Origin of the sequence: Mammaliicoccus sp. K-M42, assembly GCF_022386375.1 — a bacterium.
Classification (GTDB): domain Bacteria; phylum Bacillota; class Bacilli; order Staphylococcales; family Staphylococcaceae; genus Mammaliicoccus; species Mammaliicoccus fleurettii.
This window is the reverse complement of the sequence record NZ_JAJNIS010000027.1, coordinates 1-26774: the sequence shown is the minus strand read 5'-3', so window position 1 is coordinate 26774 and position 26774 is coordinate 1. Positions and strand designations below refer to the sequence as shown.

The 26774-nt window shown below is 30.6% G+C and carries 29 protein-coding genes; 10 read left to right on the top strand and 19 right to left on the bottom strand.

What is annotated here, in order from left to right:
- Nucleotides 1-503: 503 nt before the first annotated feature.
- Nucleotides 504-944: a YgzB family protein gene (locus tag LQ668_RS11235; protein ID WP_078358492.1), complete on the top strand. Its 441-nt coding sequence runs from the start codon at nucleotides 504-506 to the stop codon at nucleotides 942-944.
- Nucleotides 945-969: 25 nt separating this feature from the next.
- Here the strand turns inward: LQ668_RS11235 and perR are convergent, their stop codons facing one another.
- From perR to bcp, 3 genes are all read right to left on the bottom strand, one after another.
- The gene (gene perR, locus LQ668_RS11230; RefSeq protein ID WP_078358491.1) at nucleotides 970-1422 is read right to left on the bottom strand and encodes a peroxide-responsive transcriptional repressor PerR; all 453 of its coding nucleotides are present in this window, start codon (nucleotides 1420-1422) and stop codon (nucleotides 970-972) included.
- A 78-nt stretch (nucleotides 1423-1500) separates the two neighbouring features.
- Nucleotides 1501-2454, bottom strand: coding sequence for a phosphoglycerate dehydrogenase (locus LQ668_RS11225; RefSeq protein WP_107510203.1), 954 nt, complete (start codon nucleotides 2452-2454; stop codon nucleotides 1501-1503).
- A 5-nt stretch (nucleotides 2455-2459) separates the two neighbouring features.
- A complete protein-coding gene (gene bcp, locus LQ668_RS11220; protein ID WP_078358490.1) occupies nucleotides 2460-2918 on the bottom strand; it encodes a thioredoxin-dependent thiol peroxidase in 459 nt (152 codons plus the stop codon).
- Between the two features lie 84 nt (nucleotides 2919-3002).
- Between bcp and LQ668_RS11215 the strand changes: the two genes are divergently transcribed.
- Entirely contained in the window at nucleotides 3003-4289 is a 1287-nt protein-coding gene (locus tag LQ668_RS11215) for a glutamate-1-semialdehyde 2,1-aminomutase (protein ID WP_107509720.1), read from the top strand.
- Nucleotides 4290-4384: 95 nt separating this feature from the next.
- Nucleotides 4385-5479 carry an FUSC family protein gene (locus LQ668_RS11210; protein WP_107509721.1) on the top strand — a complete coding sequence of 365 codons (1095 nt, stop codon included), beginning with the start codon at nucleotides 4385-4387 and terminating at the stop codon, nucleotides 5477-5479.
- A gap of 67 nt (nucleotides 5480-5546) precedes the next feature.
- On the opposite strand, the gene LQ668_RS11205 is transcribed toward LQ668_RS11210, so the two are convergent.
- The 4 genes from LQ668_RS11205 to mutY all read right to left on the bottom strand — a co-directional run bounded on the left by LQ668_RS11205 (nucleotide 5547) and on the right by mutY (nucleotide 10673).
- Nucleotides 5547-7139: an FMN-binding glutamate synthase family protein gene (locus LQ668_RS11205; protein WP_107509722.1), complete on the bottom strand. Its 1593-nt coding sequence runs from the start codon at nucleotides 7137-7139 to the stop codon at nucleotides 5547-5549.
- Between the two features lie 65 nt (nucleotides 7140-7204).
- On the bottom strand, nucleotides 7205-8944 hold the full coding sequence (locus tag LQ668_RS11200) for an ABC transporter ATP-binding protein (RefSeq protein WP_078358486.1): 1740 nt from the start codon (nucleotides 8942-8944) through the stop codon (nucleotides 7205-7207).
- A gap of 67 nt (nucleotides 8945-9011) precedes the next feature.
- The gene (gene ntdP, locus LQ668_RS11195) at nucleotides 9012-9560 is read right to left on the bottom strand and encodes a nucleoside tri-diphosphate phosphatase (protein ID WP_078358485.1); all 549 of its coding nucleotides are present in this window, start codon (nucleotides 9558-9560) and stop codon (nucleotides 9012-9014) included.
- An 81-nt stretch (nucleotides 9561-9641) separates the two neighbouring features.
- On the bottom strand, nucleotides 9642-10673 hold the full coding sequence (mutY, locus tag LQ668_RS11190; protein WP_078358484.1) for an A/G-specific adenine glycosylase: 1032 nt from the start codon (nucleotides 10671-10673) through the stop codon (nucleotides 9642-9644).
- 93 nt (nucleotides 10674-10766) lie between these two features.
- Here mutY and LQ668_RS11185 point away from each other — a divergent pair, with 93 nt between their 5' ends.
- Complete coding sequence (locus tag LQ668_RS11185; protein ID WP_107509723.1) at nucleotides 10767-11741, top strand: metal-dependent hydrolase; 975 nt, start codon at nucleotides 10767-10769, stop codon at nucleotides 11739-11741.
- 81 nt (nucleotides 11742-11822) lie between these two features.
- On the opposite strand, the gene LQ668_RS11180 is transcribed toward LQ668_RS11185, so the two are convergent.
- From LQ668_RS11180 to sgtB, 5 genes are all read right to left on the bottom strand, one after another.
- Entirely contained in the window at nucleotides 11823-12590 is a 768-nt protein-coding gene (locus LQ668_RS11180; RefSeq protein ID WP_078358482.1) for an ABC transporter permease, read from the bottom strand.
- A 9-nt stretch (nucleotides 12591-12599) separates the two neighbouring features.
- Nucleotides 12600-14147 (bottom strand): ABC transporter ATP-binding protein, encoded by a 1548-nt coding sequence (locus tag LQ668_RS11175; protein WP_107509724.1) that lies wholly within the window; start codon nucleotides 14145-14147, stop codon nucleotides 12600-12602.
- A 12-nt stretch (nucleotides 14148-14159) separates the two neighbouring features.
- Nucleotides 14160-14477, bottom strand: coding sequence for a YfhH family protein (locus LQ668_RS11170; protein ID WP_078358480.1), 318 nt, complete (start codon nucleotides 14475-14477; stop codon nucleotides 14160-14162).
- Nucleotides 14470-15273 carry a recombination regulator RecX gene (gene recX / locus LQ668_RS11165; protein WP_107509725.1) on the bottom strand — a complete coding sequence of 268 codons (804 nt, stop codon included), beginning with the start codon at nucleotides 15271-15273 and terminating at the stop codon, nucleotides 14470-14472. Before recX ends, LQ668_RS11170 begins: the two co-directional genes overlap by 8 nt.
- An 83-nt stretch (nucleotides 15274-15356) precedes the next feature.
- Nucleotides 15357-16175, bottom strand: coding sequence for a monofunctional peptidoglycan glycosyltransferase SgtB (gene sgtB / locus LQ668_RS11160; RefSeq protein WP_107509726.1), 819 nt, complete (start codon nucleotides 16173-16175; stop codon nucleotides 15357-15359).
- A gap of 162 nt (nucleotides 16176-16337) precedes the next feature.
- On the opposite strand from sgtB, the gene LQ668_RS11155 reads away from it, so the two are divergent.
- Complete coding sequence (locus LQ668_RS11155; protein WP_107509727.1) at nucleotides 16338-18071, top strand: pyruvate oxidase; 1734 nt, start codon at nucleotides 16338-16340, stop codon at nucleotides 18069-18071.
- Between the two features lie 316 nt (nucleotides 18072-18387).
- Here the strand turns inward: LQ668_RS11155 and LQ668_RS11150 are convergent, their stop codons facing one another.
- The 3 genes from LQ668_RS11150 to LQ668_RS11140 all read right to left on the bottom strand — a co-directional run bounded on the left by LQ668_RS11150 (nucleotide 18388) and on the right by LQ668_RS11140 (nucleotide 20177).
- The gene (locus LQ668_RS11150) at nucleotides 18388-19275 is read right to left on the bottom strand and encodes a nuclease-related domain-containing protein (RefSeq protein ID WP_107509728.1); all 888 of its coding nucleotides are present in this window, start codon (nucleotides 19273-19275) and stop codon (nucleotides 18388-18390) included.
- 92 nt (nucleotides 19276-19367) lie between these two features.
- Nucleotides 19368-19883 (bottom strand): type 1 glutamine amidotransferase domain-containing protein, encoded by a 516-nt coding sequence (locus LQ668_RS11145; protein ID WP_107509729.1) that lies wholly within the window; start codon nucleotides 19881-19883, stop codon nucleotides 19368-19370.
- Between the two features lie 132 nt (nucleotides 19884-20015).
- Nucleotides 20016-20177: an SE1561 family protein gene (locus LQ668_RS11140; RefSeq protein ID WP_088369017.1), complete on the bottom strand. Its 162-nt coding sequence runs from the start codon at nucleotides 20175-20177 to the stop codon at nucleotides 20016-20018.
- A gap of 137 nt (nucleotides 20178-20314) precedes the next feature.
- On the opposite strand from LQ668_RS11140, the gene yfkAB reads away from it, so the two are divergent.
- Nucleotides 20315-21442 carry a radical SAM/CxCxxxxC motif protein YfkAB gene (gene yfkAB, locus LQ668_RS11135; protein WP_078358510.1) on the top strand — a complete coding sequence of 376 codons (1128 nt, stop codon included), beginning with the start codon at nucleotides 20315-20317 and terminating at the stop codon, nucleotides 21440-21442.
- An 86-nt stretch (nucleotides 21443-21528) separates the two neighbouring features.
- Here the strand turns inward: yfkAB and LQ668_RS11130 are convergent, their stop codons facing one another.
- The 4 genes from LQ668_RS11130 to LQ668_RS11115 all read right to left on the bottom strand — a co-directional run bounded on the left by LQ668_RS11130 (nucleotide 21529) and on the right by LQ668_RS11115 (nucleotide 23844).
- A complete protein-coding gene (locus LQ668_RS11130) occupies nucleotides 21529-22023 on the bottom strand; it encodes an acyl-CoA thioesterase (RefSeq protein WP_078358513.1) in 495 nt (164 codons plus the stop codon).
- A 107-nt stretch (nucleotides 22024-22130) separates the two neighbouring features.
- Nucleotides 22131-22310, bottom strand: a complete 180-nt coding sequence (locus LQ668_RS11125) for a hypothetical protein (RefSeq protein WP_078358509.1) — start codon at nucleotides 22308-22310, stop codon at nucleotides 22131-22133.
- A gap of 81 nt (nucleotides 22311-22391) precedes the next feature.
- The gene (locus LQ668_RS11120; RefSeq protein ID WP_107509730.1) at nucleotides 22392-23621 is read right to left on the bottom strand and encodes an aminopeptidase; all 1230 of its coding nucleotides are present in this window, start codon (nucleotides 23619-23621) and stop codon (nucleotides 22392-22394) included.
- 19 nt (nucleotides 23622-23640) lie between these two features.
- Nucleotides 23641-23844: a DUF1128 family protein gene (locus tag LQ668_RS11115; protein ID WP_078358507.1), complete on the bottom strand. Its 204-nt coding sequence runs from the start codon at nucleotides 23842-23844 to the stop codon at nucleotides 23641-23643.
- Between the two features lie 137 nt (nucleotides 23845-23981).
- On the opposite strand from LQ668_RS11115, the gene LQ668_RS11110 reads away from it, so the two are divergent.
- The 4 genes from LQ668_RS11110 to LQ668_RS11095 all read left to right on the top strand — a co-directional run bounded on the left by LQ668_RS11110 (nucleotide 23982) and on the right by LQ668_RS11095 (nucleotide 26501).
- Entirely contained in the window at nucleotides 23982-24347 is a 366-nt protein-coding gene (locus LQ668_RS11110) for a PH domain-containing protein (RefSeq protein ID WP_078358506.1), read from the top strand.
- Nucleotides 24348-24508: 161 nt separating this feature from the next.
- Nucleotides 24509-24808 (top strand): YtxH domain-containing protein, encoded by a 300-nt coding sequence (locus LQ668_RS11105; RefSeq protein ID WP_078358505.1) that lies wholly within the window; start codon nucleotides 24509-24511, stop codon nucleotides 24806-24808.
- A gap of 72 nt (nucleotides 24809-24880) precedes the next feature.
- Nucleotides 24881-25948, top strand: coding sequence for a YihY/virulence factor BrkB family protein (locus tag LQ668_RS11100; protein ID WP_107509731.1), 1068 nt, complete (start codon nucleotides 24881-24883; stop codon nucleotides 25946-25948).
- Nucleotides 25932-26501, top strand: a complete 570-nt coding sequence (locus tag LQ668_RS11095; protein ID WP_107509732.1) for a beta-class carbonic anhydrase — start codon at nucleotides 25932-25934, stop codon at nucleotides 26499-26501. The genes LQ668_RS11100 and LQ668_RS11095 overlap by 17 nt, the downstream gene beginning before the upstream one ends.
- Nucleotides 26502-26774 lie beyond the last annotated feature (273 nt).

Genomic DNA, 26774 nt, shown 5'->3' with positions numbered 1-26774 from the left:
TCAAACTCTCCATAATAGAAGTAAGCTTGATTAGCTCATTTTTGATTGGTTAAGCCAATCACTCTTTGAAGTACTATAAGTACTCAATTATCGGAATTAACGTTGACATATTGTCATTCAGTTTTCAATGTTCATTTTAACCGCTACAAGAAACAATTATACCAGTTATTAAATATCAATGCAAGTATTATTTTTAAAAAATAATATTTTGTTTTTTTCGAATCAACCAATCTTATCAAGATGTCTTTTTCGAATCAATCAACTTGCATAATTTATATTACATTGTTATTTAGTTAATTTCAAGCGTTAAATTTACACTTTATTAACCTTTTTAACAATGTATTAATTTTGTTTCGTCTGTCTGTTTTGACGACTTTTATATAATATCAAGATATATTGAACACGTCAACGGTTTATATAAACAAAATTGTGTATTATTTCGCTTTATAAGGTACTATATATTTTAATAGAAATTATGCTATACTTTATCAGTATTAATTAGTATGGAGGGAATAGAATTGAAGCTATTTCGAAAGAAACCTACTAGTAAAATTAACAGAATAAGATCTTTTGCATTAGGATTAATCTTTTTAGGTATGATTGTAATGTATGTAGGTGTATTCTTCTTTTACTATTTCAAAAGCCAAATTGTATTTAGTATTTTCTTAGTACTAGGAATGCTGGCTCTTGGTTTATCATTTGTCGTTTATTTCTGGATTGGTATGCTTAGTTCGCGAACAATACAGGTTCAATGTCCAAACTGTGATCATTATACAAAAATGTTAGGTCGTGCAGATATTTGTGCAAACTGTAATCAACCACTTACTTTGGATAAGAACTTGGAAGGTAAAGCATTTAATCAAGATTATAATAACAAACGTAAATCTAAGAAGTTAGAGGAACAAGAAATAGAAGATACTAATGAAGAAAAGAAAAAAAGCTAAAGGTTAAATACCTTTAGCTTTTTCTTTATTTATTCTTACTTTGACATTCTGGACAAACACCATATATTTCCATTCTGTGGTGAGTAACTGAAAAACTAGTAACATGTTGAGCTAATTGCTCAACTTCATCTAACCTCGGATAATGAAAATCAGATATCTTACCACATTGATCACAAATGATATGATAATGATTATGTGTTTCAAAATCAAAGCGACTTGATGCATCACCATATGTTAATTCTTTAACAAGCCCAGTCTCTTTAAAAACCTTTAAGTTATTATAAACTGTAGCAACACTCATATTTGGAAATTGTGGTGAAAGTGACTGATAAATTTCATCAGCAGTAGGATGACTATCTGTTTCTATTAAATATTGAAGAATCGCTTGACGCTGTGGCGTAATTCTAACACCTGTACTTCTTAAAGTACCTATAGCATCGTCTAACATGTGTTCAACATTCTCAACATTTTGTTGCATCCTTACACCCACCTTCTAATTTATAATGATTATTATTTATAATATATCCCTTTTAGTAGCATTTTGTCAAACAATTAATCAGTATCCAGCTTTTGATTTAACTTCATTAAATAAACCTTCTACATCTTCATTATTTATTAGATTTAAATTTTTAACTAATATATCCGTGCTTCTTTTTATATTATTTTTATCATTTCCTGTTATGTGAGCAGTTATAAACACATTATCCAAATCATATAGTTGAGATGTAGGTGATAAAGGTTCTTCTTCAAACACATCTAGTGAGGCATATCTTATTTCTTTGTTTTCTAATGCTTCTATTAAAACCGCTTCTGATACAACAGAGCCTCTACCTACATTAATAAAATGCGTACTATCTTTCATTTGTTTAAAGTCTTCTGTTTTCAACAAATGTATAGTATCTTCTGTTTCAGGTAATACATTCACTACGAAATCTGCTTTTTTATAAACTTGACGTCTTTCTTCTATAGAATATACTTCATCAAAACCTAGTGCTTCATGTCCTGTTGTATTTATACCAATTACTTTCATATTAAATGCTTTTGCAACTTCTGCAGTTCTTTGTGGTATTTTACCTGTTCCAATAAATAATATCGTTTTATCATTTATTGATTCAGGATTAAGTTTATGATTAAACTCTTTTCTCTTTTGAGATTCATAAGATTGTTTAAGCACTTTAATATCATTCAGTATATATGCAAATATGAATTCTGCTATTTGTATAGCATGTACACCTCTTGCATTAGTTAATTTTATGTTTCTTTCTCGTATATATTCTAGAGGTAATTGATTTACACCTGTAGCAAACCAAGCGATCAATTTAATGTTTTTGCACTTATCTAAAAATGTTTCATTTACTTCGGTATGATAACTTACTAATACATCTGCTTTTTCTAACACTTTTTCATCAGCAACATCAGGATGCTTATAAAATGTAAACTCTATATTAGGAAATGTTTCTTTCAGTCTTTCTTCTTGATCTCTTAGTCTCATTAAAGTAACGACTTTCATCATTATCATCCCTTTATTATGTTTTTCAATTCTTCTATTTGTGTTTTGACTTTTACTTTCTCAATCGTATGTATCACTATTCCTTCTTCATCTAAAACAAATGTTGTTCTAACAATCCCCATTGATTCTTTTCCAAACGATTTTTTTAATTGATAAACGCCTACTTGTTCAGATAACTTGTAATCTTCATCAACTAACAAATCAAAATTCAAGCTATGCTTTTCTGAGAAATTAGAATGTTTCTTCTCACTATCACCACTAATTCCATAAACTTTAGTGTTCAAATCATTAAAGCTCTCTAAATTATCTCTGAAATCACAAGCCTCTGTAGTACAAGTTGGTGTGTTATCTCTAGGATAAAAATAAATAATAGTTTTACTTCCTTTTAAATCCTCGCTATTAACAATTTCACCATTTTGATTTTTTAATTCGAATTTTGGAAATTTCTCACCTATTTGTATCATTATATACACTCCTTATAAACGATAGTTCTATCATTTTATGATACGATATAAATGAAAATAATTAAATTAAAAGAGGTTGATATCATGAATTTTACAAAAAGTGAATATTTACAAACACTTTCAGACGAATATATTTTAGGCGGTGTTAATTCACCATCTCGTTCTTACAAAGCTGTTGGAGGCGGCGCACCTGTTGTTATGAAAAAAGGTAAAGGTGCATATTTCTACGATGTAGACGATAATAAATACATTGACTATTTACAAGCATATGGTCCAATCATAGCTGGACATGCACATCCACATATTACTGAAGCGATTAAAAATGCTGCTGAAGATGGTGTTTTATTCGGTACGCCTACAGAATATGAAATTACGTTTGCTAAAAAATTACGTAATGCAATTCCATCATTAGAAAAAATAAGATTTGTAAATTCTGGTACCGAAGCAGTCATGACTACTATAAGAGTAGCGCGTGCATTTACAAATCGCGATAAAATCATTAAATTTGCTGGCTGTTATCACGGACATTCAGATCTCGTACTGGTAGCTGCTGGTAGTGGTCCTTCACAACTAGGTACTCCAGATTCAGCTGGTGTTCCTAAAAGTGTTGCACAAGAAGTTATAACTGTACCTTTTAATGACATTGATGCATTTAAAGAAGCTATGGATCATTGGGGAGATCAAGTTGCTGGTGTATTAGTTGAACCAATTGTAGGTAATTTTGGTATGGTTGAACCTAAAGAAGGCTTTTTAGAAGCTGTAAATGACATTACTCACGAACATGGTGGATTAGTTATTTATGATGAAGTTATCACGGCATTCCGATTCCATTATGGTGCTGCTCAAGATTTATTAGGTGTTTATCCAGACTTAACAGCTTTTGGTAAAGTCATCGGTGGTGGATTACCAATTGGTGCTTATGGCGGAAGACAAGAAATAATGGAACATGTCGCTCCACTAGGTCCTGCATATCAAGCAGGTACAATGGCTGGAAACCCATTATCTATGAGAGCTGGTATCGCATTGTTAGAAATCTTAGAACAACCGGGTGTATATGAAAAATTAGACCAATTAGGTCAACAGCTTGAAGAAGGATTGCTAGAATTAATTCAAAAGCATAACGTTCAAGCTACAGTTAATCGAGTTAAAGGTGCACTAACGCTTTACTTTACAGATGAAAAAATAGAAAACTATGTACAAGCTGAAAATACTGACGGTGAAAAATTCGCCAAATTCTTTAAAGCAATGTTAAACCAAGGTATTAATTTGGCTCCTTCTAAATATGAAGCATGGTTTTTAACTACTGAACACACTGAATCAGACATAAAACAGACATTAATTGCTGTTGATCATGCATTTTCTCAACTATAAACTTGAAAAGTTATTAAAAACGATGTATAAACAATATATACTAGGCTTGTGATATTTGTTACAACTCTGTTTTAATAACTAAAAGGAATGGTTCTATGAAATTTGGGGCAAGAATTTTTAAAACTGGTATCGCGATTGTCCTAGCAATATTTCTAGCAAATTTACTGCCAGGGCCAACAATGATAACTTCAATAGCTGGTGTAGCTGCAATGGTTGCAATGCAGCCAAGCGTCTATCGCTCATTTAAAACGATAGTAGAGCAATTTCAAGGTAATGTTATTGGTGCAATAACTGCTGTTACAATATTTTCTATATTCGGTAACCATGTTGTATTTATTGGTTTAACAGCAATTATCATTATTTCAATATTATACAAGTTTAACCTACAACACGTTTCAAACTTAGCAGTTGTTACAGCCCTAATTATACTTGGGCATCATGAAGGAGATTTCTATATATCAGCATTTTACCGATTTGTATTAGTAATGATTGGTGTACTTAGTGCATTTATAGTTAACTTCACATTTCTACCACCTAAATTTGAAACGAAAATGTATTATAATTCATTGAACATATCAACAGATATATTCAAATGGTTTAGATTAGTCTTGAATGGAACAACTGAATTTCATTATGTAAAACAAGACTTAGAGAATATTAGAACTCGAATAGTAAAGCTTGAACAATTCTATCTTTATTATAAAGAAGAAAGAGCCTACACTAAAAAGCAATCTTTTGCTCAAATGCGTAAAAAGATCCTTTTCAAAGAAATAATTGCAGCAACACGAAGAGCATATGAAGTTTTAAGAAAAATGAATCGCTATGAAAATGATATCCATAATTTAAATGATGATATAAAAGTCCAAATAAAATTTGAACTTGATGAACTGATGGCACAACATGAGCAGATATTGGTTAGAATATCCCAAAATGCTAAACATGAAGTTGACCAAGTTCCTGATTATTTAGTTGAACCTTATAAAGAAGATTTAATCAAAATCTTTATAAAAGATATTACAGATAATCCAAATCAAGAAGACTATTATATTGAGAATGTTATGCAAGTCCTATCAGCAATGCTAGATTATAAAGCTACTATATTACATTTAGAAAAACTATCATCTAGTTACTTTAAATATCACCCTGATGATAGTGAAATAAAAATTGAAGATGAAGATTTCGACCTATAAAAACAACCCGCCAAATCAATGGTGGGTTGTTTTTAGTTTATAGATGAACACTTCTTTCGAGTTCTATTTATACTAAGTCTTGTTTATATAGATATTTCTTGTACTGTATGATATTCATCAAATCTCCATTATAACTTCTATATAATAAATGTTTTTCATTGAGTTGGGTTGGACTTTTCACTCCTACTGCAGCTGCTAAATTAAACAGCCCTTCATGTAAACTAACAATATAATTTGAAACTCTATATTCTTTTTCTGAAACGACTAATGCTGTTTCTTTTTTAGGGTCTGTTGTAGCTACGCCAACTGGACAATTATTAGTATGACATTGTTGTGCCATTATACATCCTACATTAATCATTAAACTTCTTGCTACATTTACTAGGTCAGCACCTAAACCTAATGCTATCGCTATTTGGTCAGGCGTGATTAATTTTCCTGAAGCAAATACTTTTACTTTATCTCTTATCTTTTGTTTTTTTAATTCTACATCTAATATTGGCAATGCAGTAAAGAGTGGTAATCCTACAGTATCAACCAATTCTTGATAAGTTGCTCCAGTTCCACCTTCTCCACCATCTACCGTTATAAAATCTGGAATAATGTTTGTAGAAACCATTTCGTGAATCAGTATTTTTAAATCATTTATATTACCTACAACAATTTTAATTCCAACAGGTTTATTAGATAATGTTCTTAATTTATCTACAAATTCTAATAACTCTTTGTTGTTATGCAAAAATTCAAACCTATTAGGTGAGTTCACTGTCTCAAACGGCGTTACGTTTCTAATTTCCGCAATTTCTTCTGTAACTTTTGCTCCTTCAATATGTCCCCCTCTTGTTTTAGCACCTTGGGCTAATTTTAATTCAAATGCTTTAACTTGATCAATATTGGCTTTTTCAATAAATTCTTCTTCATCAAAGTTACCTTCTTTATCTCTAACACCAAATAGACCTGGTCCAATTTGAAAGATGATATCGCAATCTCCTGCTAAATGATGTTTGCTTAAACCACCTTCTCCAGTATTCATCCAAGAACCACTTCTTCCTAGACCTTTTGATAGTGCTGTTATTGCATTTTTACCTAATGCACCATAACTCATACCGGACTGTCCTACTAACCTTTTAACTTTAAAGGGATATTTCAAGTTCTCCCCAATTATTATTTCATTATTATGTGTTAATTTATAAGGTTCTACTTCTTGTTGTATTTGTTTTTCTTTTCGCTCAAAAAGACCTTCATTCGAAATATTATAAACATATGTAGTCATTAACTCTTCTTGGTTAATTTCTAATTCGTCATAATCTACAGGAAACATAGCATTTTGCAAATAAAACCCAGGTTCTTCAAATTTTCTTAACGAACCAAAACTTTCGATTCTGCTTTTATATTTTCCGGGCATAACGATATTTAAATATTGTTTTCTAGAAAATGGTTTGCCGTCGTTATCATTTAATATAAGATATTGACGTAATTCAGGTCCTATCATTTCTAAAAAGTATCTAACTCTTCCTAATAAAGGATAATTTCTTAATACACTGTGATTTTTTTGCCTTTTATCTATAATGTAAATCGTTATGCATGTAATCAATCCACCTATAATGATTACAAAAAATAAAACATTCACAATCAGTTGCAATATGCTTAAAAATGTCATAAAAAATCCCCCTTATTCTATCTCTATTAAATTAATAATAGCATAGAGTAAGTAGGATTGTAATTTTACCCAAAGGATTGAATATTGTATAAGTTATAATAACTACCTTTAGCTTGCATTAATTCTTTATGTGATCCAACTTCATCAATTTGACCATTTTGAATCACTACAATTTTGTCAGCGTGGGTAATAGTTGATAATCTATGTGCAACAATTAGTGTTGTTCTTTCTGAACTCAATATTTCTAAAGCATCTTGAATGATTTTTTCACTCTCTAAATCTAGCGCACTTGTAGCTTCATCAAGTACTAGAACTGGAGGATTATTAAGGAAGATTCTAGCGATTGAAACACGTTGTTTTTGTCCACCTGATAGTTTTACGCCTCGTTCACCAACTTCGGTATCGTAACCATTAGGTAAAGATACAATAAAATCATGTGCATTAGCTTTTTTACTAGCTGCGATGACTTCTTCGTCAGTAGCATCTGGTTTACCTAATAAAATATTCTCTTTTATTGAATCAGAGAAAAGAATATTATCTTGTTCAACCATACCTACTTGATTTCTAAGGCTTTCAGTCGTGAAATCTTTTACATTATGATTATCAATGCTGATACTTCCTTTAGTCACATCATAAAATCTAGGTAATAAACTGATCAAGGTGGATTTACCTCCACCACTCATACCTACAAAGGCAACTGTCTCACCTTTTTGAATATCAAGGTTAATGTCAGTAAGTACCTCGTCTTCATATTCATTGTATTTGAATGAAACATTTTCAAAAGAAATATGTCCTTCTTTAATGTTAATATTTTGTGCATCATCTTCATTTTTTACATCATACTTTTCATCAAACAAATGAAATACTCTATCCATAGAAGCGATACTTTGCGTTAAGGTTGTTGATGACGCAACTAATCTTCTTAATGGTCCATATAATTGTTCTAAGTATGCAACAAATGCAGCTAATGTACCTACTGTTAAATTACCTTGAATAACTAGTAGCCCACCTACACCTACAACGAGTAATGGTCCAATATCTGTAACAGTATTAATAACAGCGAAAGATTTAGCATTCCATTTAGTATGGTCAGTTGCTTTTGTTAAGAAGTTTTGGTTTCTTTTGTCGAATCTTTCTTCTTCATTTTTTTCTATAGCAAAACTTTTAATAACAGACATGCCAGAAACACGTTCATGTAAAAATCCTTGAAGTTCTGCTAAACTTTGAGATCTTCTTCTCGTAAGACTACGTAATCTGCCGAAGAAATAATAAATGCTAAAAATAAATAACGGGAATATTGCAATTGCTGTAAAAGTAAGTTTGACATCTAGCACAAACATAATACTTAAAGCAATTACGATAGTAACTAAGTCTAACCAGACATTCATCAAACCAGTAAGAATAAAGTCTTTTGTTTGTTCAACGTCATTGATTACACGAGATATTATTTCTCCTGCTTTATTATTAGAATAGAATCTCGAGCTGAGTGCTTGTAAATGTGTATATAATTTTTTTCGAATATCATAGAGGATTTTATTTGATGTCCATTGCGCTAAATATTGTCTGAAATATTCTATTGGTGGTCTTAAAACCACAAAGATAAATCCCATAATTAACATCGCATAGGCCAATTTTTCTGTTTTTTGACCAACTGATAATGCTCCATTATTTATAACGTCATCAATTACATATTTTATTAATAATGGAAGCAACAACGGAATTCCAAATTTTAAAATCCCAATGATAATCGTACCTACAATATGCCATTTATATGGTTTAACGAATTGTAAATACCTTTTGATCATTTCTGTTCCCCCAATCATAGTCCAAACGAAACAGCCTAGCTATTGCTAGGCTGTTTCGTTTTCATTCTCATGAATTCCTTCTATCAATTGAATGAAATCTTTCTTGCCAAACTTTAATAAAATCTGGCGCAAACGGTCCCTTTTTACGTTCAATCCATTGTTGAAGAATATCAACATTTCTTCTCAGAATAACATCAATGTCTTTAGGATAATTCATTTGCTTCATATGCTGACGATATTCATCTTCGTCTAATAAATGATACTTTCCACTTGGATAAACTTTGATGTCTAAATCATAATCGATATATTTAATAGCTTCTTCATCACAAACAAAAGGTGAAGATAAATTACAATAATAATAAACACCATCATCACGGAACATACAAATGACATTAAACCAATATTCTGCATGGAAATAAACAATCGCTGGCTCCCTTGTTACCCAAGTTCTGCCATCACTTTCTGTTACGAGTGTTCGATTATTCCCACCGATAATAACATGACTCGTACCTTTAAGAATTGTTGTTTCAGACCATACACGATGTATATTACCATCATGTTTATAACTTTGTACTTTAATTACCTGGCCTTCTTTTGGTATGGATTCTTTGACCATGTTCCACACCACCTTTTAAATATTTACCAAGTTATTATATCATATTTAAATAAATAAGCTAAAATTATGTTTATTATTAATTTACTCATTTACTTTATTAAAAATTTTAGTCATGGAAGTTGAGAATGACAAACTATCTTTATCATCTTTTTTTATCCACTTATAAGGATGCTCAAAGTTATTTTTCTGAGTATATGCTCTATATATTTTCATGTTCCATGTCATGTGTGTAAATATATGTTTAGTTGTAAACATTGGTTCTTGTTGAACATCTATAACCGCTTCAAGTTCTTCCTCAATTGTATGTATGCTATCTTCAGCATCGAACATTGGAAATTCCCACATACCATTTAATAATTTTGTATCTCTTTGACGTACTAGAATTTCTCCGTCATTATTCGTTATATAGAGCACTGAATACTCAATAGTTTTTTTCTTCACTTTTTTCTTTTTAACTGGTAATTCAGATACTTGTCCTTTAGCAAATGCTAAACAATGGTTTTGTACTGGACACATTATGCATAGCGTTTTCTTAGGTGTACATATCGTAGCACCTAATTCCATCATTGCTTGATTAAAATCACCGGATTCGGTTTTTACAAATGGTTGCAACTCTTCTTCAAAATCTTTTTTCGTCTTAGGTAACGCTATATCTTGTTGATTGCAAGTTAACCTACTCCATACACGTAATACATTTCCATCAACAGCTGGTATAGGGTGATTGTAAACAATACTCATAACTGCTGCATTTGTATATGGTCCGACTCCTTTTAATTTTTTAAATTCATCTGGATTATCAGGAACAATTCCATTATATTCATTTTGGACTTCTTTAACTGCTTCATGAAAATTTCTAACCCTTGAATAATAGCCAAGTCCTTCCCAATATTTCAAAACATCTTCTTCTTTAGCATTACTCAATTCTTGAATTGTTGGGAATCTATCTATAAAAGCATTGTAATATGGTCTTACAGTATTTACTTGTGTTTGTTGTAACATAACTTCACTTAACCAAATGTAATAAGGATTATTGGTTTCTCTCCAAGGCATTTGCCTCTTATTTTCATGAAACCAGTTAAGCAAATCATCTTTGAATTCATTCTTTTCTATCATCTATGACACTACTTTCTTGTGAATTGCTTTCAGATTACCGTACTTATGATATATAATATATATCATATAGATTAAAGTAAAGTGGTGATTTTTATGGATACTGGTACACACGTTGTCATGGGTGTTGCTTTAACTGGTATTGCAACATTGGATCCTAATGTTACACCTACATTTGCCGCAGTGGCGACTGGTATAATGGTTGGTTCACAAATACCTGATATTGACACAGTTTTAAAATTTAAAAATAATGCTGTTTATGTTAAAAACCATAGAGGTATAACACACTCAATTCCTTTTACATTATTATGGCCCTTGATATTAACATTTCTAATTTTTGTTATTTTTCCAAATGTAGATGTATTGCATATTTGGTTATGGACACAGTTTGCTGTATTCTTTCATGTTTTTGTAGATATTTTTAATTCATATGGTACACAAGCACTCAGACCCATATCCAATAAGTGGATCCAATTAAGTATTATTAATACATTTGATCCTATTATTTTCGTTGCACACTTAATTGCCATTTTATTTTGGACACTTGGTGTTCATCCTGGATTAGCCTTTGGAACATTATATTTATTGTTAGCTTTTTATTATGTAGTCCGTTTCATGTTACAAAAAGCCATTAAGAATCAAGCACTAAAACAAATACAACAAGAGCATAATCCTGTAAAAATATTTGTTGCGCCAACAATTAAATTTATGGAGTGGCGTATAGCTATACAAACAGAAACACATGATTATGTAGGACGAAGTTATGGTCGAAATGTTGCTTTTAATGATGTATTTAAAAGACAATCATTTCCTAATGATCATATAATGGCATATGCAAAATATGATAAAAATTTAAGATCATTTTTAAGTTTTAGTTCTATTTATCGCTGGGAAGTTACTAGAATTGATAAAAAAACAACTGAACTTAGATTTATCGATTTAAGATATTTAAAAAATGGCCACTATCCATTTGTGGCAATATTGCATTTAGATGATGATATGAAAGTCACTACTTCTTATATTGGATGGGTATTTACCGAAGAAAAATTAATGAAAAAGCTAGAAATATAATAGACATAAAAACCCTCTCAATCCGACATTTATTGGATTGAGAGGGTTTTTGAATTTAATTAATTTACTAATATCAATATTCTATTCAAAGTATCTTGTTTTATATGCTCTATTAATATTTATCCAGAATAAGTAGATAAATGCTACTTCAAAGTAAAAGAGTATGTGATAAGGTAAGTTCGTGACTGAATCATTTCCAAGAATCATTGATTGTTGAAAACCATTAATAATATAAAATAGTGGATTCAATTTTAATACATTTACCCATACTGCATACATGTTATTAGGTACATACAAGATTGGCACTATAAACAGCAATAATATTAATAATCCGAAAACGACGAATCTAGCGGAATATAAATACTTACCAAGCAATCCAATAATAGAAGCAATTGGCACTAGTAAAATATAAGCCATAACTAAATAATAAAAGAAACCTAAATGATTGATTTCTATAATGTTAGTAGTACTTGTTGAAACAATACCTGTCAAAGTCACGACTATTAAGAACATAAGCATCGTTAATAACACTTGTGATGAGGCACCTACGTAATATGGTACTGACAACCGTTTGTACAATGCCCCTTGTTTTCTAACTGTCTTTTCAGAATTAAAGAGCGATAAAAATATCCACATATAAGCAAAAAGTCCTACTAATTTAAAATAAGAAGTTGATTGTTGCACATCTATTGCATCAGTAACGAACAGTTTAAAATAAGTAATTAATAATAGAAGTAACATAATAGCAAAAGCAGACAAATAATATTTATAATGATTTTTAACTTCAAAGAAGCAATATTTGATCATATGTGGAAAATGTTTAATATGCTGTTCAAATAATTCGTTCATAAAGTCCTCCTACAATTGAATAAATATCCATTTATTTTCTACTAAATCTGCTATCATATAACCGTCTTTTGATTTTACTACCCAAGTATCACTTGAAATATTAAATTTTTTAATTAACTTTTGCTTATCTTTAATATCAAAAGTAAATCCAGTTAATTCATTATCACTATTGAACACCATATGCACGTTTTGGCCTTCCATCTGCTCATTGAAACGATTTGATTTATCAGCATTTATCGTTTCTGAAACTTTCTTATGATCTTGATGCATAAAGCTATTATAAAAATCTATATAGTTTAAATAACTTCCATCAACATAGTCTTCTAATTCTGACCAGTCAACATCCTCATAAAGTCCTGCTGGATTAAAGTAATACAAATTGTTTTTCTTAGATATATATGCTTTATTATCTACTTCAAGTCTGTAGTTTGATTGATTCTCACCAGTAACATCTAAAAAGCTATACTGTGGAATTTTTACTTTATTTCCTTTTGATGAAGGTGTTAGTAAAGTATCATGCTTTAAAGAAAGTACATATGCTGATTTATCTATGTATTTAGGTTCACTATTCGTTGTAATAACTTGCTTCGTAGCTACATCTTTATCTGTCGGTGAACTTCCAACTCCTATAAACATAAAAAATGCTGCAAATACTGCTCCAATTATAAATGTAATAGCATATAATATTGTTTTTTCAATGGATTTCGGAATTCTACCATATTGATATTTACGCATCCTTTTATAACCTTCACCACGTGCTACAGGTAATTCTTGTTTATCGATTTTCCATTTTAGATCATATAATTCTTTTTGATTTTTGTCTTGAATTTGATTATATTTCATTTGATAATCACGATAAGCACCTAATACTTCATTTACGGTACCTTCTTTTCTTACTTGACCATACGTTAACCAAATAAGATAATTACTCATTTTTTCAATTGAATGTAGATGATCATCTATTAATACAGCTGCTCTATCGTATTCTTTTTGTTCATTCAAAAATTCATTGAATTTTTTTTGAAATGATTCATCTAAATATTGAATAATATTAGTGAAAATAGCTACTGTAGGTCTCATATACTTGGCAATACTAACTAATAATTGTGCATATTCTGTTTCGTTTATTTCTTTACAAGTCTTTATCCCTTTATCTGTTAACTTAGCAAAGCTTAAAATCTGCTTCTGAATTGTTGAGATATCTTCTAATTTAACTCCTGATAAGCTCAATGTCCGAATTACCAATTCATTAAGTGTTTGATGATCATTAGCTTTATGAGTAACGTCTGCTAAAAATGTTTGTTCTTTATTTGTTACTTTTCCTAAGTTAGGTGCAACTTCTTTAATCATCAGTTTACTAATCATTTCTTTACCTGATTCATGATCACCAATAATTCCTAGAACTTCACCTCTATATAAATGAACAGTTACATTCTTTAACACAATATTTTTATCTAAATGTTTTAATTTAAATAATGATTTAAATTTATTTTGTTGTTTATTTTCATAGTAATATTTAGTTGCGTTTACAACTCTTAGTAATATTTGCTGTGTCATTCTGCACCACCATTATAGTTGTAGAAGACTTACAGGAATGCCTTCTTCAATTTTTGAACCTTTTAATCTAAATCCCCAAGCAAATACGCCTTTAATACGTTCAACTTTAAAGTAACTCGGTGTGTCACCTACTAAACCATATACTTTTCCAATTTCAATTTTCGAAGTATCTACAAGGTAACTTTCTGCTATGAGCGCTTTTCTTTTATATACTTCATATTCATTAAGTATACCCATCATTTCTGATTTTCTCATCTTTTCCCTATATTCAGCGATTACATTTTTAAGTTCAAATTCATTCATTTCTACTAATTTCTTTTCGTTATTCATCTACAATACCACTTTCTCTTAATTTGTCATTAATCATATCAAATGTATACCCTTTTCTCACTAAAGCTTGAATGACATGAGATTTGAGTTCATATCCATTATATTTCTTTTGATATTTATTATATACCTTTTCTAAATCTTTCATCAAAATATTTTCTACATCATCAGATGTGGGTTCAATATTTAAATCAGTTAAATGCTCATTAATTAGTGAAAATGCATAGCCTCTTTGTTGCAAAGTTTGCACGATTGTTTGTTTAAGTCGATTTGGAGGCTGTTTCTTTTTTTGCATTATTTTTTTAGCAATATTAGGTATTCTATCTTCAGACATTTCCAATTCGAATTTTTCTTTATAAGTAAAAATCAATTCTGGTTCAAGTCCTTTTTCTTTTGCTACTCTTTCGAAATGGTCCGGACCTTTATCAGTTGTCTTTAATATTGTATTTTTTAGACTTTCAATATAATCTTCGTGGTTTATGTATTTATTTGATTTACAATAATCTATAACTTGAGAAATCAATTCTATGGAGTACTCTTTTTCTGCTAAGTATTTTTCAACTTCATGTGTCGTTCTTTTTTTATGTGACAAATATATAATTGCTTGATTTAATGCCTGTCTATATTGATCATAATTTTTTATTTCTTGCAACTTACTTTTAGTTATTTCTAAATCTTTCCTTAAGTTAAAGTAGATGTATGTAGCTTGATCAATACCCATTTCAAATTCATCATTAATAAATAAATTCAAACGTTCTTTATTTTTCTTCTGTACTTCTATTTTAGTAATTTTAAGCACTTTACATCCCTCCACACATATTAATAGGATACAATAAAACACACTGAGTTTAAAAGTTTAATCACTTAACTCAGTGTGTTTTATTATTGGTTTAATTCATTTATAGCTTGTGTATACTCAGAATCAGTAATATAGTTCTGTTGTTTCATTTTTTCTAGAGTAGTTTTTATTCTCGTCATATAACTATCACTTATATTGTTAATATCAAAGTTAGAGGGTGCATTAACAACACTTGCTAGTATAGCACTTTGTAATACTGAAACTTGAGGTAAGTTTGGATTGTTTTTATCTACAGTTGCACCGAAGTAATAATTTGCAGCCTCTTCAATAGTATAATTATTTTCTCCAAAGTAAATATTATTTACGTAATAACTTAAAATATCATTTTTGCTATATTTATCTTCTACCCGTTTCGCAACAAACATTTCTTTAACTTTTCTTGTTAATTGCGTTTCATTAGAGTAAAAATAATTTTTCACGACTTGTTGGGTGATGGTACTACCACCTTGTGTTAATTGTCCATTTTTCAAACTAACTGCAAGTGCTCTAGACACACCTCTTAAATCTATACCTTCATGATCGTAAAATCTTTTATCTTCAACGGCAACAAAAGCATTTTTAGTATAGTCAGGCATATCTTCAACTTGAACAAATGCTGATTTATCTTCTATTTTAACTAATTCATCTACATCAGAAGTTCTTGACCACATATACATTACTGCTAAATAGAATGCAATAACAAGTATAATTAATATTGCTATAAAGAGAAACAGCTTTGATCCCCTTTTTCTTTTTCTCGGTTGTACAGGTTCTTGATAATAGTGTTGATATCGTCTATATTGAACTTCTTCTTGAGAATTAGGTTGTGGAATATCATTCTTTTTTTTGCTAAATAGCCCCATCTTTATTCTCCCTTATTAGTATTTCTTACATCATTATAGCTTGTAATATGTATTTTAAACACTTCTTTTTACTTAAAATCATTAAAATCAGTCCAGAGTCTTATATTGAAGTATAACTTTTAGCCTATTCGGGTATACATTAAACATGAGGAGGAATTTTAAATGGCAAAAATTAAAGCAAATAATGCACTTGTACAAGTTTTAAAAAATTGGCAGATTGACCATGTTTATGGTATTCCTGGTGATTCTATAGATAAAGTAGTAGATGCCTTAAAAACAGAAGAAGATAACATTAAATTCTATGACGTTAGACACGAAGAGGTTGCCACATTAGCAGCAAGTAGCTATGCCAAGTTAACTGGCAAATTAGCTGTTGCTTTAAGTATAGGAGGTCCAGGAGCGATACATATGTTAAATGGTATGTATGACGCAAAAATGGACAACGTACCTATGCTTGTATTGGCTGGACAAACCGATTCTAAATTATTAGGCACAAAATATTTCCAAGAAGTTAATCTAACAGCTCTTTTTGAAGATGTAGCAGTTTATAATAAACAATTAGACTCTGCTGAAAATGTTCACAAAATTGTTGATGAAGCAATCAAGACAGCTTACGCTAAAAAAGGTGTAGCAGTATTAACTATTCCAAGTGATATTTTAGGCGAAAAAATTGAAGATAACGTACCAAGAGAAAAATATAGATTTGAAAATGCAGTAACTTTTGCTAAAGATGAAGATATCTCTAAAGCAGCAGAATTAATTAACAATAGTAAAAAACCAGTTGTGTTAACTGGTGCCGGTGCAAAAAACGCTAAAAATGAACTGTTAGAATTTATAGATCATATAGATGCACCAGGACTTATAACATTACCAGCAAAAGGTATTATTCCTGATAAGCACCCTAACTTCATGGGGAACTTAGGTAAAATTGGTACTAAACCAGCCTTTGAAGCTTCAAAAGATGCAGATCTCTTAATACTAGTCGGAACTAATTATCCATATGTAGATTACTTACCAGACAAAGATATCCCTTGTATTCAAATCGATATCAACAAAAATAATATCGGTAACAGATTTAATGTAGATGTAGGCTTAATAGGAGATACAAAAAATGTCTTAGCAGCATTAACTTTAGCAAGTAATAAAGTTGATGACCGTAAATTCCTTAAAGCCTGTCAGCAAAATATGAAGAGTTGGAATAAATGGTTAGATGAAGATCGTAATAATAAGAGTTTACCAATAAGACCAGAACTATTAATGTCAGAGATTGAAAAAATCTCTAATGATGACACTGTATTTTCTGTTGATGTCGGAACTTCTACAGTATGGAGTACAAGATATTTACAATTAGGTCATAATCATCAATTCATTACATCATCTTGGCTTGGAACAATGGGATGTGCCTTACCAGGTGTTATCGCAAGTAAAATAGCATACCCAGATAAACAAGCAATTGCTATAGCTGGTGATGGTGGTTTCGCAATGGTCATGCAAGACTTCGTTACAGCTGTTAACTATAAACTACCAATTATTGTAGTTGTACTTAATAACCAAGAATTATCATTCATAAAATATGAACAACAATCAGCCGGTGAACTAGAATATGCAATCGATTTAGGTGATATTGATTTCGCTAAATTCGCAGACAGCTGTGGTGGTATTGGTTATAACGTGGCAGCTGTAGAAGATTTAGCACCAACATTAGAGAAAGCTAAACATGCAAATAAACCAGTTGTTATAAATGTAAAAGTAGATCCAGACGCTGCTCCACTCCCAGGTAAAATCATATGGGATGAAGCTAAAGGATATGCAAAATTTGAAATAAGAACAGCAATGGAAGAAAACAGACTCGAAAAAATGCCACCTCTTAAAACAATCATAAGAAGATTCTTCTAAATAAAGCAGTGCGGTTCACATGTGACGCGAACCGCACTTTTTTGTATGAGTCTAAAGTTTGGTTTTAGTGGCAGAATTCTGAATTGTGGTGCATAGGTTGCTCTTACTGGCAGAATTCTGAATTTTGCTCTTTAGATTGTTCTTACTGGCAGAATTCTGAATTTTGCTCCTTAGATCCTTCTTACTGGCAGAACTTCTGAATTTTGCTCCTTAGATCCTTCTTACTGGCAGAATTCTGAATTTTGCTCCTTAGATTGTTCTTACTGGCAGAACTTCTGAATTTTGCTCCTTAGAAAAATATAGACAAACTACATTTCTATAAATAATACTTTTTATATCGACTACCGACAGCTTTAAAACTCGATTCACAAATTCGTCTTACGGAATATATACTCGTTCCCCCTCCTAACCACCAAATTGCTTCTGAAATTGTGAAACTGTCTTGTTTTAAATACCATAATTCTTTCAAGTTATATTCGTATACAAATTTCTTATCCATTATTGATTCGCAATACATACAAGTACATTTTTGTCTTTTATGTTTTATCTTTACTGTAAACATATGGTTACATTTTGGACATTTAATTCCAGGTTTTATGTTTTTAAATGGTAATGTAATGCTTTTATAGTATTGATTATCAAAACTATTTCTTTCTGCTAATAGCTTTTGTTTTATTTTTATATTTTCTTCTGGATTTTGATTTGAAAAAAGTTGATTTATAATGCCTAATTCCGAGGGTAAGATGATTCTTTCTTTATAAGGGGTTGGATTTTTGAAGTTGAAGTAAGGGTTTGTAAATACTAGTTTAGATATAATGGGTCTATCTATCTCGAGATATTTACACAGGTTATGAAATTCATTCTTTGCTCTTTCGATTTGAATTAATGGTGATGTGATAGAATTACCATAATTATTTTTAAAGAAGGTATCTTCCAAGTAATAAATGCCTTTATAATTTTTGATTTCGAATAAATATATTGCTCGATCATCAATAACTAACATATCAATTTGTACTTGGTTATTTAATGTAAATTGAAAATCATTTATATAAACGATATGCTCCATACAGTTCAAAATAGCGTTAAAATATCTTTCACCATCATTTCCACTAGATTTATTTTGTACTTTGTTAAATAAATTGTCGCTTAATTCAGCACGTCCTATTATTGATTTTAAATATTTTTCATCTTTAATTTTCTCCATAATTCGTACTCCTTTTCATATTATAAAAAAATTATATAATATGAAATACAAAAAAACCACCCACCATAAAGGTGAGTGGCAATCAAAAGCATCTATTGTAGCAATGCAAGTGATTCGCGGTTAAAGTCTTCTAAGTCATCTGGAGTTCGACTTGTGACGATGCCTTTGTCAACGACTACAGATTCGTCAACGACTTTAGCACCTGCATTTTGTAGATCTTTACGAACTGATAAGAAACTTGTTACAGTTTTTCCTTCTAATAAATCAGTATCTATTAATAATTGAGGTCCGTGGCAAATTGCGAATGATGGTTTTTCATTTTGTACGAAATGTTTAACAAATTCACCAAAACGACCTTGTTCATCTCCACGTAATAAGTCTGGTGAGAAACCGCCAGGAATTAAGACTGCATCATAATCTGCTGCATTTACTTCATCTATACCTAAGTCTACTTTAAATTTTTCGCCTTTTTTACCAGTGATTTCTTTTCCTTTTTCTTCACCAACAATGACTACTTCATGTCCAGCGTCTGTTAATGCTTTTTGTGGACTCGTTAATTCAACATCTTCAAATAAGTCAGTTACAACTGCTGCTATTTTCTTACTCATAATATCAATCTCTTCCTTTCATAATGATTCTAATACTTGTATACCACTTATGAAAAGTTTTAAACGTATGTTTTATATACAACTCATCATTTTAAATACCTTTTTTTGAAAAAAGTAATTAGTAGTTAGCATTTAATCATGCATAGATTGTACTTTTTTCTCTAGTTCGTCTAATAAAGCAATCCATTCATCAACGTCAGACACTTCCATATCTTCTGGGTTCATTGCTTCCATCTCATCTAAAAATTCAGATAATCTTTGTTTAATTTCATTGAGTGATGTTTTTTTACTCATTTAAATACTCCTTTTATTTTTAATAATTTTATTATGAATGATTACAAGTATAAAAACAATCATAAAACAGTATTGGAAAATCTATTCACAAGTGGTACGCTCATAGATAGGAAAAAATTCAGAAAGAAGGATATAGCATGATATACGACTTAAAAAGTCCTATCTCAATTCAAAATGATCCATGGGAAGCTTACAATGATATAGATCAACATGGTTCATTGCAATTAAGCAATATAGAATTTACTACAACAACACTATGCAATATGAGATGTGCTCACTGTGCTGTTGGATATACTTTACAATTACGAGATCCAGATACTTTACCAATGGAACTTATTTTAAAAAGATTAGATGAAGTACCTCATTTAAAGACAATTTCTATAACTGGTGGAGAGCCAATGTTTAGTAAAAAATCAATTAGAGAAACCGTCGTACCACTTTTGAAATATGCTCATAAAAGAGGTATATATACGCAAATGAACTCTAACTTAACTTTACCGTTAGATCGTTATTTAGAAATTGCTGAATATATAGACGTTATGCATATTTCTCATAATTGGGGAACAATTGATGAATTCAGTGAAGTTGGATTCCACGTTATGGATAAAAAACCACCTTTAAAAGCAAGATATAAACTTTATGAACAAATGATTCAAAACTCAGCTACTTTGTCAGAGCAAGGTATGTTTGTATCTGCTGAAACGATGTTAAATAAAAGCACAAAACCATATTTACATAAAATTCATAACGAGATTGTTCATGACATGAAATGTAGTAGACATGAAATTCATCCAATGTATCCATCAGACTTTGCTAGTCAATTAAATATTATGAGTTTAGATGAGATGAAAGAAACGATTCATGAAATACTTGATTTTAGAAATGAAGATACTTGGATGTTATTTGGTACGTTACCTTTCTATCCTTGCTTTATGAATGAATCAGATCAAAATTTATTATCTAGATTAAAAGATGCAAAAAATGTTAGCTTAAGAAATGATCCAGATGGAAGAAGCCGTCTAAACGTTAATGTTTTTTCAGGTGACGTAATCGTTACAGATTTCGGAGATGAAACAGGTTCAATCGCAAATATTAAACAAGATAAGCTAGAAGATGTTTATCAAACATGGATGAATTCATCTTTAGCAAAATCTTTAAATTGCCATTGCCCTAAAGTAAGATGCCTTGGCCCTAACTTACTTGTAAAAGATATGTATTATAAAGATGTAGACTTTAAAGCAAATGAATTAAGAATGAATCAATAACCATTATTGAAAGTGTAAATCACTTCACAAAAAAACGCTCAATCTGTAAAGTATTTCAACAGATTGAGCGTTTTTTATGTCCTATATTAGATATATAACTTCGTTGACATAAAATCTAACGTTTTCTTACTTTCATGTCTTCTTTCATGACGTAGTTTAACTCTTTCTTTTGCGCTTTCATAAAACCATTTCTCATCTTCTGATTCGGGATAAATAGCAGGTACTTTTGCTTTTTTACCTTCTTTATCTAAAGCTACAAATGTTAAAAAGCTATAAGCTGCTAAATGTTTTTTATGATTTATATTATCTTCACTGATTACTTTCACACATATTTCCATTGAAGATGTTCCAGCGTGTGTAACGAATGAAACTAACGAAAGTACTTCACCTGTTCTAATTGGTTGTAAAAAATCAACTGAATCTGTAGAAGCTGTAACAACTGAGTTCCCACTATGTCTCATCGCAGCTATAGCAGCTATTTCATCAATTTCAGCCATTAATTTACCACCAAACATTGTATTATGATGATTTGTATCTTCTGGAAAAATTTGTATTGATTTAACACTTCTTGATTTTTTCATTGCTTTTTTTTCTTCCAATTTAATAACCCCACTTGTTGTTTACTTATTTACTAATAATAATTAGAGGCTGAGACAATTAATTTGTCCCAGCCTCACCAACACTTATTTTAATGATAATGTTCCTCATCATCAAAAACTTTCTTTTCTAGTGCTTCTTCAGCAGTATCAATTCGTACAGATTCTTTACTATCGAATGTAACAACTAGATACATCATTAATGCTCCGCCAAATGTAAATATTGCGAACACAAATGCAATCATAACACTCCATTCCATTGGTGTACTCATGATATCCCCTCCTTTGAATGACTAACTATAATGACCTTATTTATCTATATTATACATGATGTAATCTTAAATGGCTATATATTAAAATGCCCAATTACCATCTCTAAATACTGGCTCTTTCACACCATTTTCTAATACGCCATCTATAGATAACGATTTACTTCCTATCATGAAGTCAACATGTGTTGTAGAGTCATTTAGTCCATTCTCTGCTAACTCTTTTGCTGACATTTCTTTGCCGCCTTCAATACAAAACGCATATGCAGAACCTAACGCAATATGGCAAGATGCATTTTCATCAAACAACGTATTATAGAATAAAGTATTCATATTTGATATTGGTGAATCTACAGGTACAAGGGCTACTTCACCTAATCTTTTAGCACCTTCATCAGTCTCTAGAATACTTTTTAAAATTTCTTCACCTACTCCAGCTTTGTAATCTACAACTTCGCCATTTTTAAAAGTTAATGTAAAATCATCAATTATATTACCAGAATAACTTAAAGGTAAGGTATTGCTTACAGTCCCATTAACACCATTTTTATGTGGGGCAGTAAATACTTCTTCTGTAGGCATATTAGCAACGAAGCTATTACCTTTAGAATTTATTGAACTTGCACCAGACCAATATTGTCCAGTTGGTAATTCAATCGTTAAATCAGTACCTTCAGATTTGTAGTGTAGTGATTTATATTTCTTTTGATTTAAGTAATTTGCTTTTTCATGTAATAATCGATCATGTTCTTCCCATGCTTTAACAGGATCTTCTTGATCAACTCGAACAGTTTTTAAAATTGTTTCTAGAAGTTTATTCACCGCTTCTTGATCATCTAATTCTGGGAACATCATTTTCGCCCAACCTACTGATGGGTATGATGCAACACACCAACTCATATGGTCACTTTGCACTGCTACCATATAATCTTTAAAGGCTTTTCCATTAGCAGCCATCGCTTTACTTATCTTTTTAGGATCTGCTTCTTTTAAGCTATCAGGACTTGATGAAATAATAGATAAAAATGCTGCTTTTCTATTTAAATAATCCATTCTTTCATCTATATCATATTGTTTAACGTCTTCGAAAAATTCTTCTGACTCATATTGATATTTCAATTGTGAAATTCTATCGTCTTTATATTTTACTTTAACGTCTGATGCCCCTACTTTATATGCTTCTTCAACAACTAAGTGAACAAACTCACTTGCATCGATTGAAGCTTGAATATATACAGGTTCTTTCTCCTGAACATTCAACCCGACTTTTACTAATAGTTCTGCATATTTTTGCAATTGCTTTTCAAATCCCATTTGTATTACCACCCTTTGATTATTTTCTAAGGTCGCCTAATGCTTGAGTAATTGCAGTCATTTCACTAGCTGAAATGTTTTTTCTAGACATGACCATAGTATGTATTTCCTTTAATTCATCTTTCTTTTCTTCAGGAATCGTATCTTTATTTAATACGCTTGTATTAACGAGCCTTAACTTGCCTTTTATATCATCTACCATTTGTTCAATTGATTCAGTCATCTTTTTATCATCCTTTCAAATTTAAGTTTAGCAAAAAGTACTTACAATTAAAACTACCAAACTCGTATATTCGCTTTACAATTAATATGAAACTTTTATACAATATATACAAATCGGTACATTAGGAGTGATTTATTATGGCAGTACAAGATATCCTTTCATGGACTCTATTCGAACAAGTTGCTGTACCTGATAATATAAGTCAATATCTTGTTGATGGTGAACAAGCATATAGTGCATTCAAAACATTTAGAGACACAGCTGTATTTACTAATAAACGAATCATTATACGTGATATACAAGGTATTACAGGTAAAAAAATTGAAACATACTCTATACCTTATAACATCATACTCATGTGGTCTACTGAGAACGCTGGTAAATTGCTCGATTTAAGCGGTGAAATCACTTTATGGACGCGAGCTGGACATTTCAAAATTAAAATCGGTAGAAACTTAGATATTATGCCTTTTGAAAAGTTATTGTCTAATGCTTTATTATAATTTACAATTGTGTTTACATCTTTGAAATTATGGGAATGAATAGGATTAGTGATAATTTTAATGTATTAGTGCCTATATTCTCTAAATCAATAAATATTTATGATATGATATGTAGGTCAATGTTAATTTTAAAGTTATATATATGAAAGGGGAAAAACATTATGCAAAACAAATTAGTTCCTGCTATTTTAATAGGTGGTACTATTGGCGCAATTATCGCATTAGCTGATAAGAATACACGCCAATCATTATCTAACCAAGTTCAAAACGTTAAAGAAGGTAAAAGCTCTAAAGAACCTTCTAAAGTAAATCAAATTAAAGATGAAGTTCTATATTGGAAAGATGTTATAGAAGAAATTCGTCGTAAAAATCCAGAATTAGAACAATCAATTATGGATGCAAAAGATACATTCATTGAGAAAAAGAACGAAAGACAAATCTCAGGTCCAAATCATTCATAATTTATAGTAAAGACTAGGCTTATTCAAATATCCTAGTCTTTTTTAACATTATATTAAATTAGGAGAATTCTTATGGGAAATGATAAATCAAGTTCAAAGTTTTTAGAACAAGCTAAAAACTTTAAAGATGAAAAAAAGAAATCTATAAAAAAAGAAAATTATATTCCACCACAGAGATTTGAATCGAAAACAGCTAAGAAAGATAACCAAATATTTTTCGTATCTAAAATTAATAAACCAGCAAAGTTCACTAAAGATGGAAATATATTATCTACATTAATTTATAGAATAGGTAAAGATAATGCTACTGGATTAGCAGCACAACTATCTTATTATTTCTTACTTGCATTATTCCCTACTCTTATTTTTATTTTGACGTTAATTCCAATATTCCAAGTTGATCCTGACACTATCACAAAAATGATTTCAGATAATGCACCAGGAGATACAGCTTCACTTATAACTGGAATAATTGATGACGTCATGAGTAATGCGAGTGGCGGACTATTCTCATTTGGTTTAATTGCAGCATTATGGTCAGCCTCAAATGGTATGACTGCCTTGATGAACGCATTCAATGTTGCATATGATGTTGAAGATGGGAGAAATGCAGTTGTTCTAAAAATCATGAGTGTATTCTTCACAGTTATCATGGTGGTAGTCTTTGGTATTGCTATTGCATTACCTATCTTCGGTCAACAAATAGGTAATTTATTATTTGGACCTTTAGGATTAGAATCTGAACTACGTTGGGTCTTTAGCTTAATAAAAGTTGTGCTACCACTAATAGTTACGTTTATCGTATTTGTTACACTTTATGCGTTAGCACCTAACATTAAAATTAAAGTATTATCCGTAATTCCTGGAGCAGCTTTCACTACAATTGTGTGGCTTGGTTCAAGTGCACTTTTCGGATTATATGTAAATAACTTTGCGAACTATTCAAAAACATACGGTAGTATCGGTGGTATTATTGTACTTATGCTTTGGTTATTCCTAACAGGATTAATCGTAATTATAGGTGCAGAAATTAATGCTGTATTACATCAAAAGAAAATGCTTAAGAACGGGTCACCGGAAGAACAAGCATTTAATAACTTAACAGAAAATGGTGAAATGACTAATGCCTCTATTGAATGATATATTAGAATTTAACAAAACTTTTGTATCCAACCAAGAATACAAAAATTTTATTACAACAAAGAAACCAAACGCTAAAGCAGTATTATTAACTTGCATGGATACTCGATTAACAGAACTATCTACTCGTGCATTAGGATTTAAAAATGGTGATGTGAAAGTTGTTAAAAATGCAGGAGCTACAATTTCACATCCCTATGGGTCAACAATGCGTAGTTTATTAGTTGCGATTTATGCACTTGGTGCTGAAGAAATCATAATAATGGGTCATAAAGATTGTGGAATGGGTAATTTAGATGTTGATTCAGTAATTGATACTATGAAAAGTCGTGGTGTTACCGATAATACATTGAATACGATAGAACATTCTGGCATTGATATTCAACAGTTCTTAAGAGGCTTTGATGATGTCACACAAAACGTACAATCTAATATTCAAAAAGTTTATAACCATCCATTATTTGATCAATCCGTTCCAATTCATGGATTCGTAATTGATCCGCACAATGGTGATTTAGAAGTCATTCAAAATGGATATGAATTCACAAAATAATGCATAGAGGCTGAGACAATTTAATTTGTCTCAGCCTCTTTTCTTATAGGATGCCTATATTTACACAAGTCAAAAGAAGTGTAACTATAGATACCCATGCTTACACAAGTTAAAAGAAGTGTAACTATGGATATCCATGCTCACACAAGTTAAAAGATGTGTAAATATGGAGACCCATGCTTACACAAGTCAAAAGAAGTGTAACTATGGATACCCATGCTCACACAAGTTAAAAGATGTGTAACTATGGATACTCATGTTTACACAAGTCAA

Bases quoted from the DNA above. Each gene is read 5' to 3' on its own strand.
- LQ668_RS11180 (WP_078358482.1), bottom strand. From the start codon at position 12,590: ATGAACGAATTATTTGAACAGCATATTAAACATTTTCCACATATGATC.
- LQ668_RS11120 (WP_107509730.1), bottom strand. From the start codon at position 23,621: ATGGGATTTGAAAAGCAATTGCAAAAATATGCAGAACTATTAGTAAAA.
- yfkAB (WP_078358510.1), top strand. From the start codon at position 20,315: ATGATATACGACTTAAAAAGTCCTATCTCAATTCAAAATGATCCATGG.
- ntdP (WP_078358485.1), bottom strand. From the start codon at position 9,560: ATGGTCAAAGAATCCATACCAAAAGAAGGCCAGGTAATTAAAGTACAA.
- LQ668_RS11140 (WP_088369017.1), bottom strand. From the start codon at position 20,177: ATGAGTAAAAAAACATCACTCAATGAAATTAAACAAAGATTATCTGAA.
- perR (WP_078358491.1), bottom strand. From the start codon at position 1,422: ATGCAACAAAATGTTGAGAATGTTGAACACATGTTAGACGATGCTATA.
- LQ668_RS11125 (WP_078358509.1), bottom strand. From the start codon at position 22,310: ATGAGTACACCAATGGAATGGAGTGTTATGATTGCATTTGTGTTCGCA.
- LQ668_RS11200 (WP_078358486.1), bottom strand. From the start codon at position 8,944: ATGATCAAAAGGTATTTACAATTCGTTAAACCATATAAATGGCATATT.
- LQ668_RS11205 (WP_107509722.1), bottom strand. From the start codon at position 7,139: ATGACATTTTTAAGCATATTGCAACTGATTGTGAATGTTTTATTTTTT.
- LQ668_RS11115 (WP_078358507.1), bottom strand. From the start codon at position 23,844: ATGACTGAATCAATTGAACAAATGGTAGATGATATAAAAGGCAAGTTA.
- LQ668_RS11100 (WP_107509731.1), top strand. From the start codon at position 24,881: ATGGGAAATGATAAATCAAGTTCAAAGTTTTTAGAACAAGCTAAAAAC.
- mutY (WP_078358484.1), bottom strand. From the start codon at position 10,673: ATGATAGAAAAGAATGAATTCAAAGATGATTTGCTTAACTGGTTTCAT.
- LQ668_RS11095 (WP_107509732.1), top strand. From the start codon at position 25,932: ATGCCTCTATTGAATGATATATTAGAATTTAACAAAACTTTTGTATCC.
- LQ668_RS11215 (WP_107509720.1), top strand. From the start codon at position 3,003: ATGAATTTTACAAAAAGTGAATATTTACAAACACTTTCAGACGAATAT.
- LQ668_RS11185 (WP_107509723.1), top strand. From the start codon at position 10,767: ATGGATACTGGTACACACGTTGTCATGGGTGTTGCTTTAACTGGTATT.
- LQ668_RS11145 (WP_107509729.1), bottom strand. From the start codon at position 19,883: ATGAGTAAGAAAATAGCAGCAGTTGTAACTGACTTATTTGAAGATGTT.
- LQ668_RS11210 (WP_107509721.1), top strand. From the start codon at position 4,385: ATGAAATTTGGGGCAAGAATTTTTAAAACTGGTATCGCGATTGTCCTA.
- LQ668_RS11150 (WP_107509728.1), bottom strand. From the start codon at position 19,275: ATGGAGAAAATTAAAGATGAAAAATATTTAAAATCAATAATAGGACGT.
- sgtB (WP_107509726.1), bottom strand. From the start codon at position 16,175: ATGGGGCTATTTAGCAAAAAAAAGAATGATATTCCACAACCTAATTCT.
- bcp (WP_078358490.1), bottom strand. From the start codon at position 2,918: ATGATACAAATAGGTGAGAAATTTCCAAAATTCGAATTAAAAAATCAA.
- LQ668_RS11235 (WP_078358492.1), top strand. From the start codon at position 504: ATGGAGGGAATAGAATTGAAGCTATTTCGAAAGAAACCTACTAGTAAA.
- LQ668_RS11105 (WP_078358505.1), top strand. From the start codon at position 24,509: ATGCAAAACAAATTAGTTCCTGCTATTTTAATAGGTGGTACTATTGGC.
- LQ668_RS11225 (WP_107510203.1), bottom strand. From the start codon at position 2,454: ATGAAAGTCGTTACTTTAATGAGACTAAGAGATCAAGAAGAAAGACTG.
- LQ668_RS11155 (WP_107509727.1), top strand. From the start codon at position 16,338: ATGGCAAAAATTAAAGCAAATAATGCACTTGTACAAGTTTTAAAAAAT.
- LQ668_RS11175 (WP_107509724.1), bottom strand. From the start codon at position 14,147: ATGACACAGCAAATATTACTAAGAGTTGTAAACGCAACTAAATATTAC.
- LQ668_RS11170 (WP_078358480.1), bottom strand. From the start codon at position 14,477: ATGAATAACGAAAAGAAATTAGTAGAAATGAATGAATTTGAACTTAAA.
- LQ668_RS11130 (WP_078358513.1), bottom strand. From the start codon at position 22,023: ATGAAAAAATCAAGAAGTGTTAAATCAATACAAATTTTTCCAGAAGAT.
- LQ668_RS11110 (WP_078358506.1), top strand. From the start codon at position 23,982: ATGGCAGTACAAGATATCCTTTCATGGACTCTATTCGAACAAGTTGCT.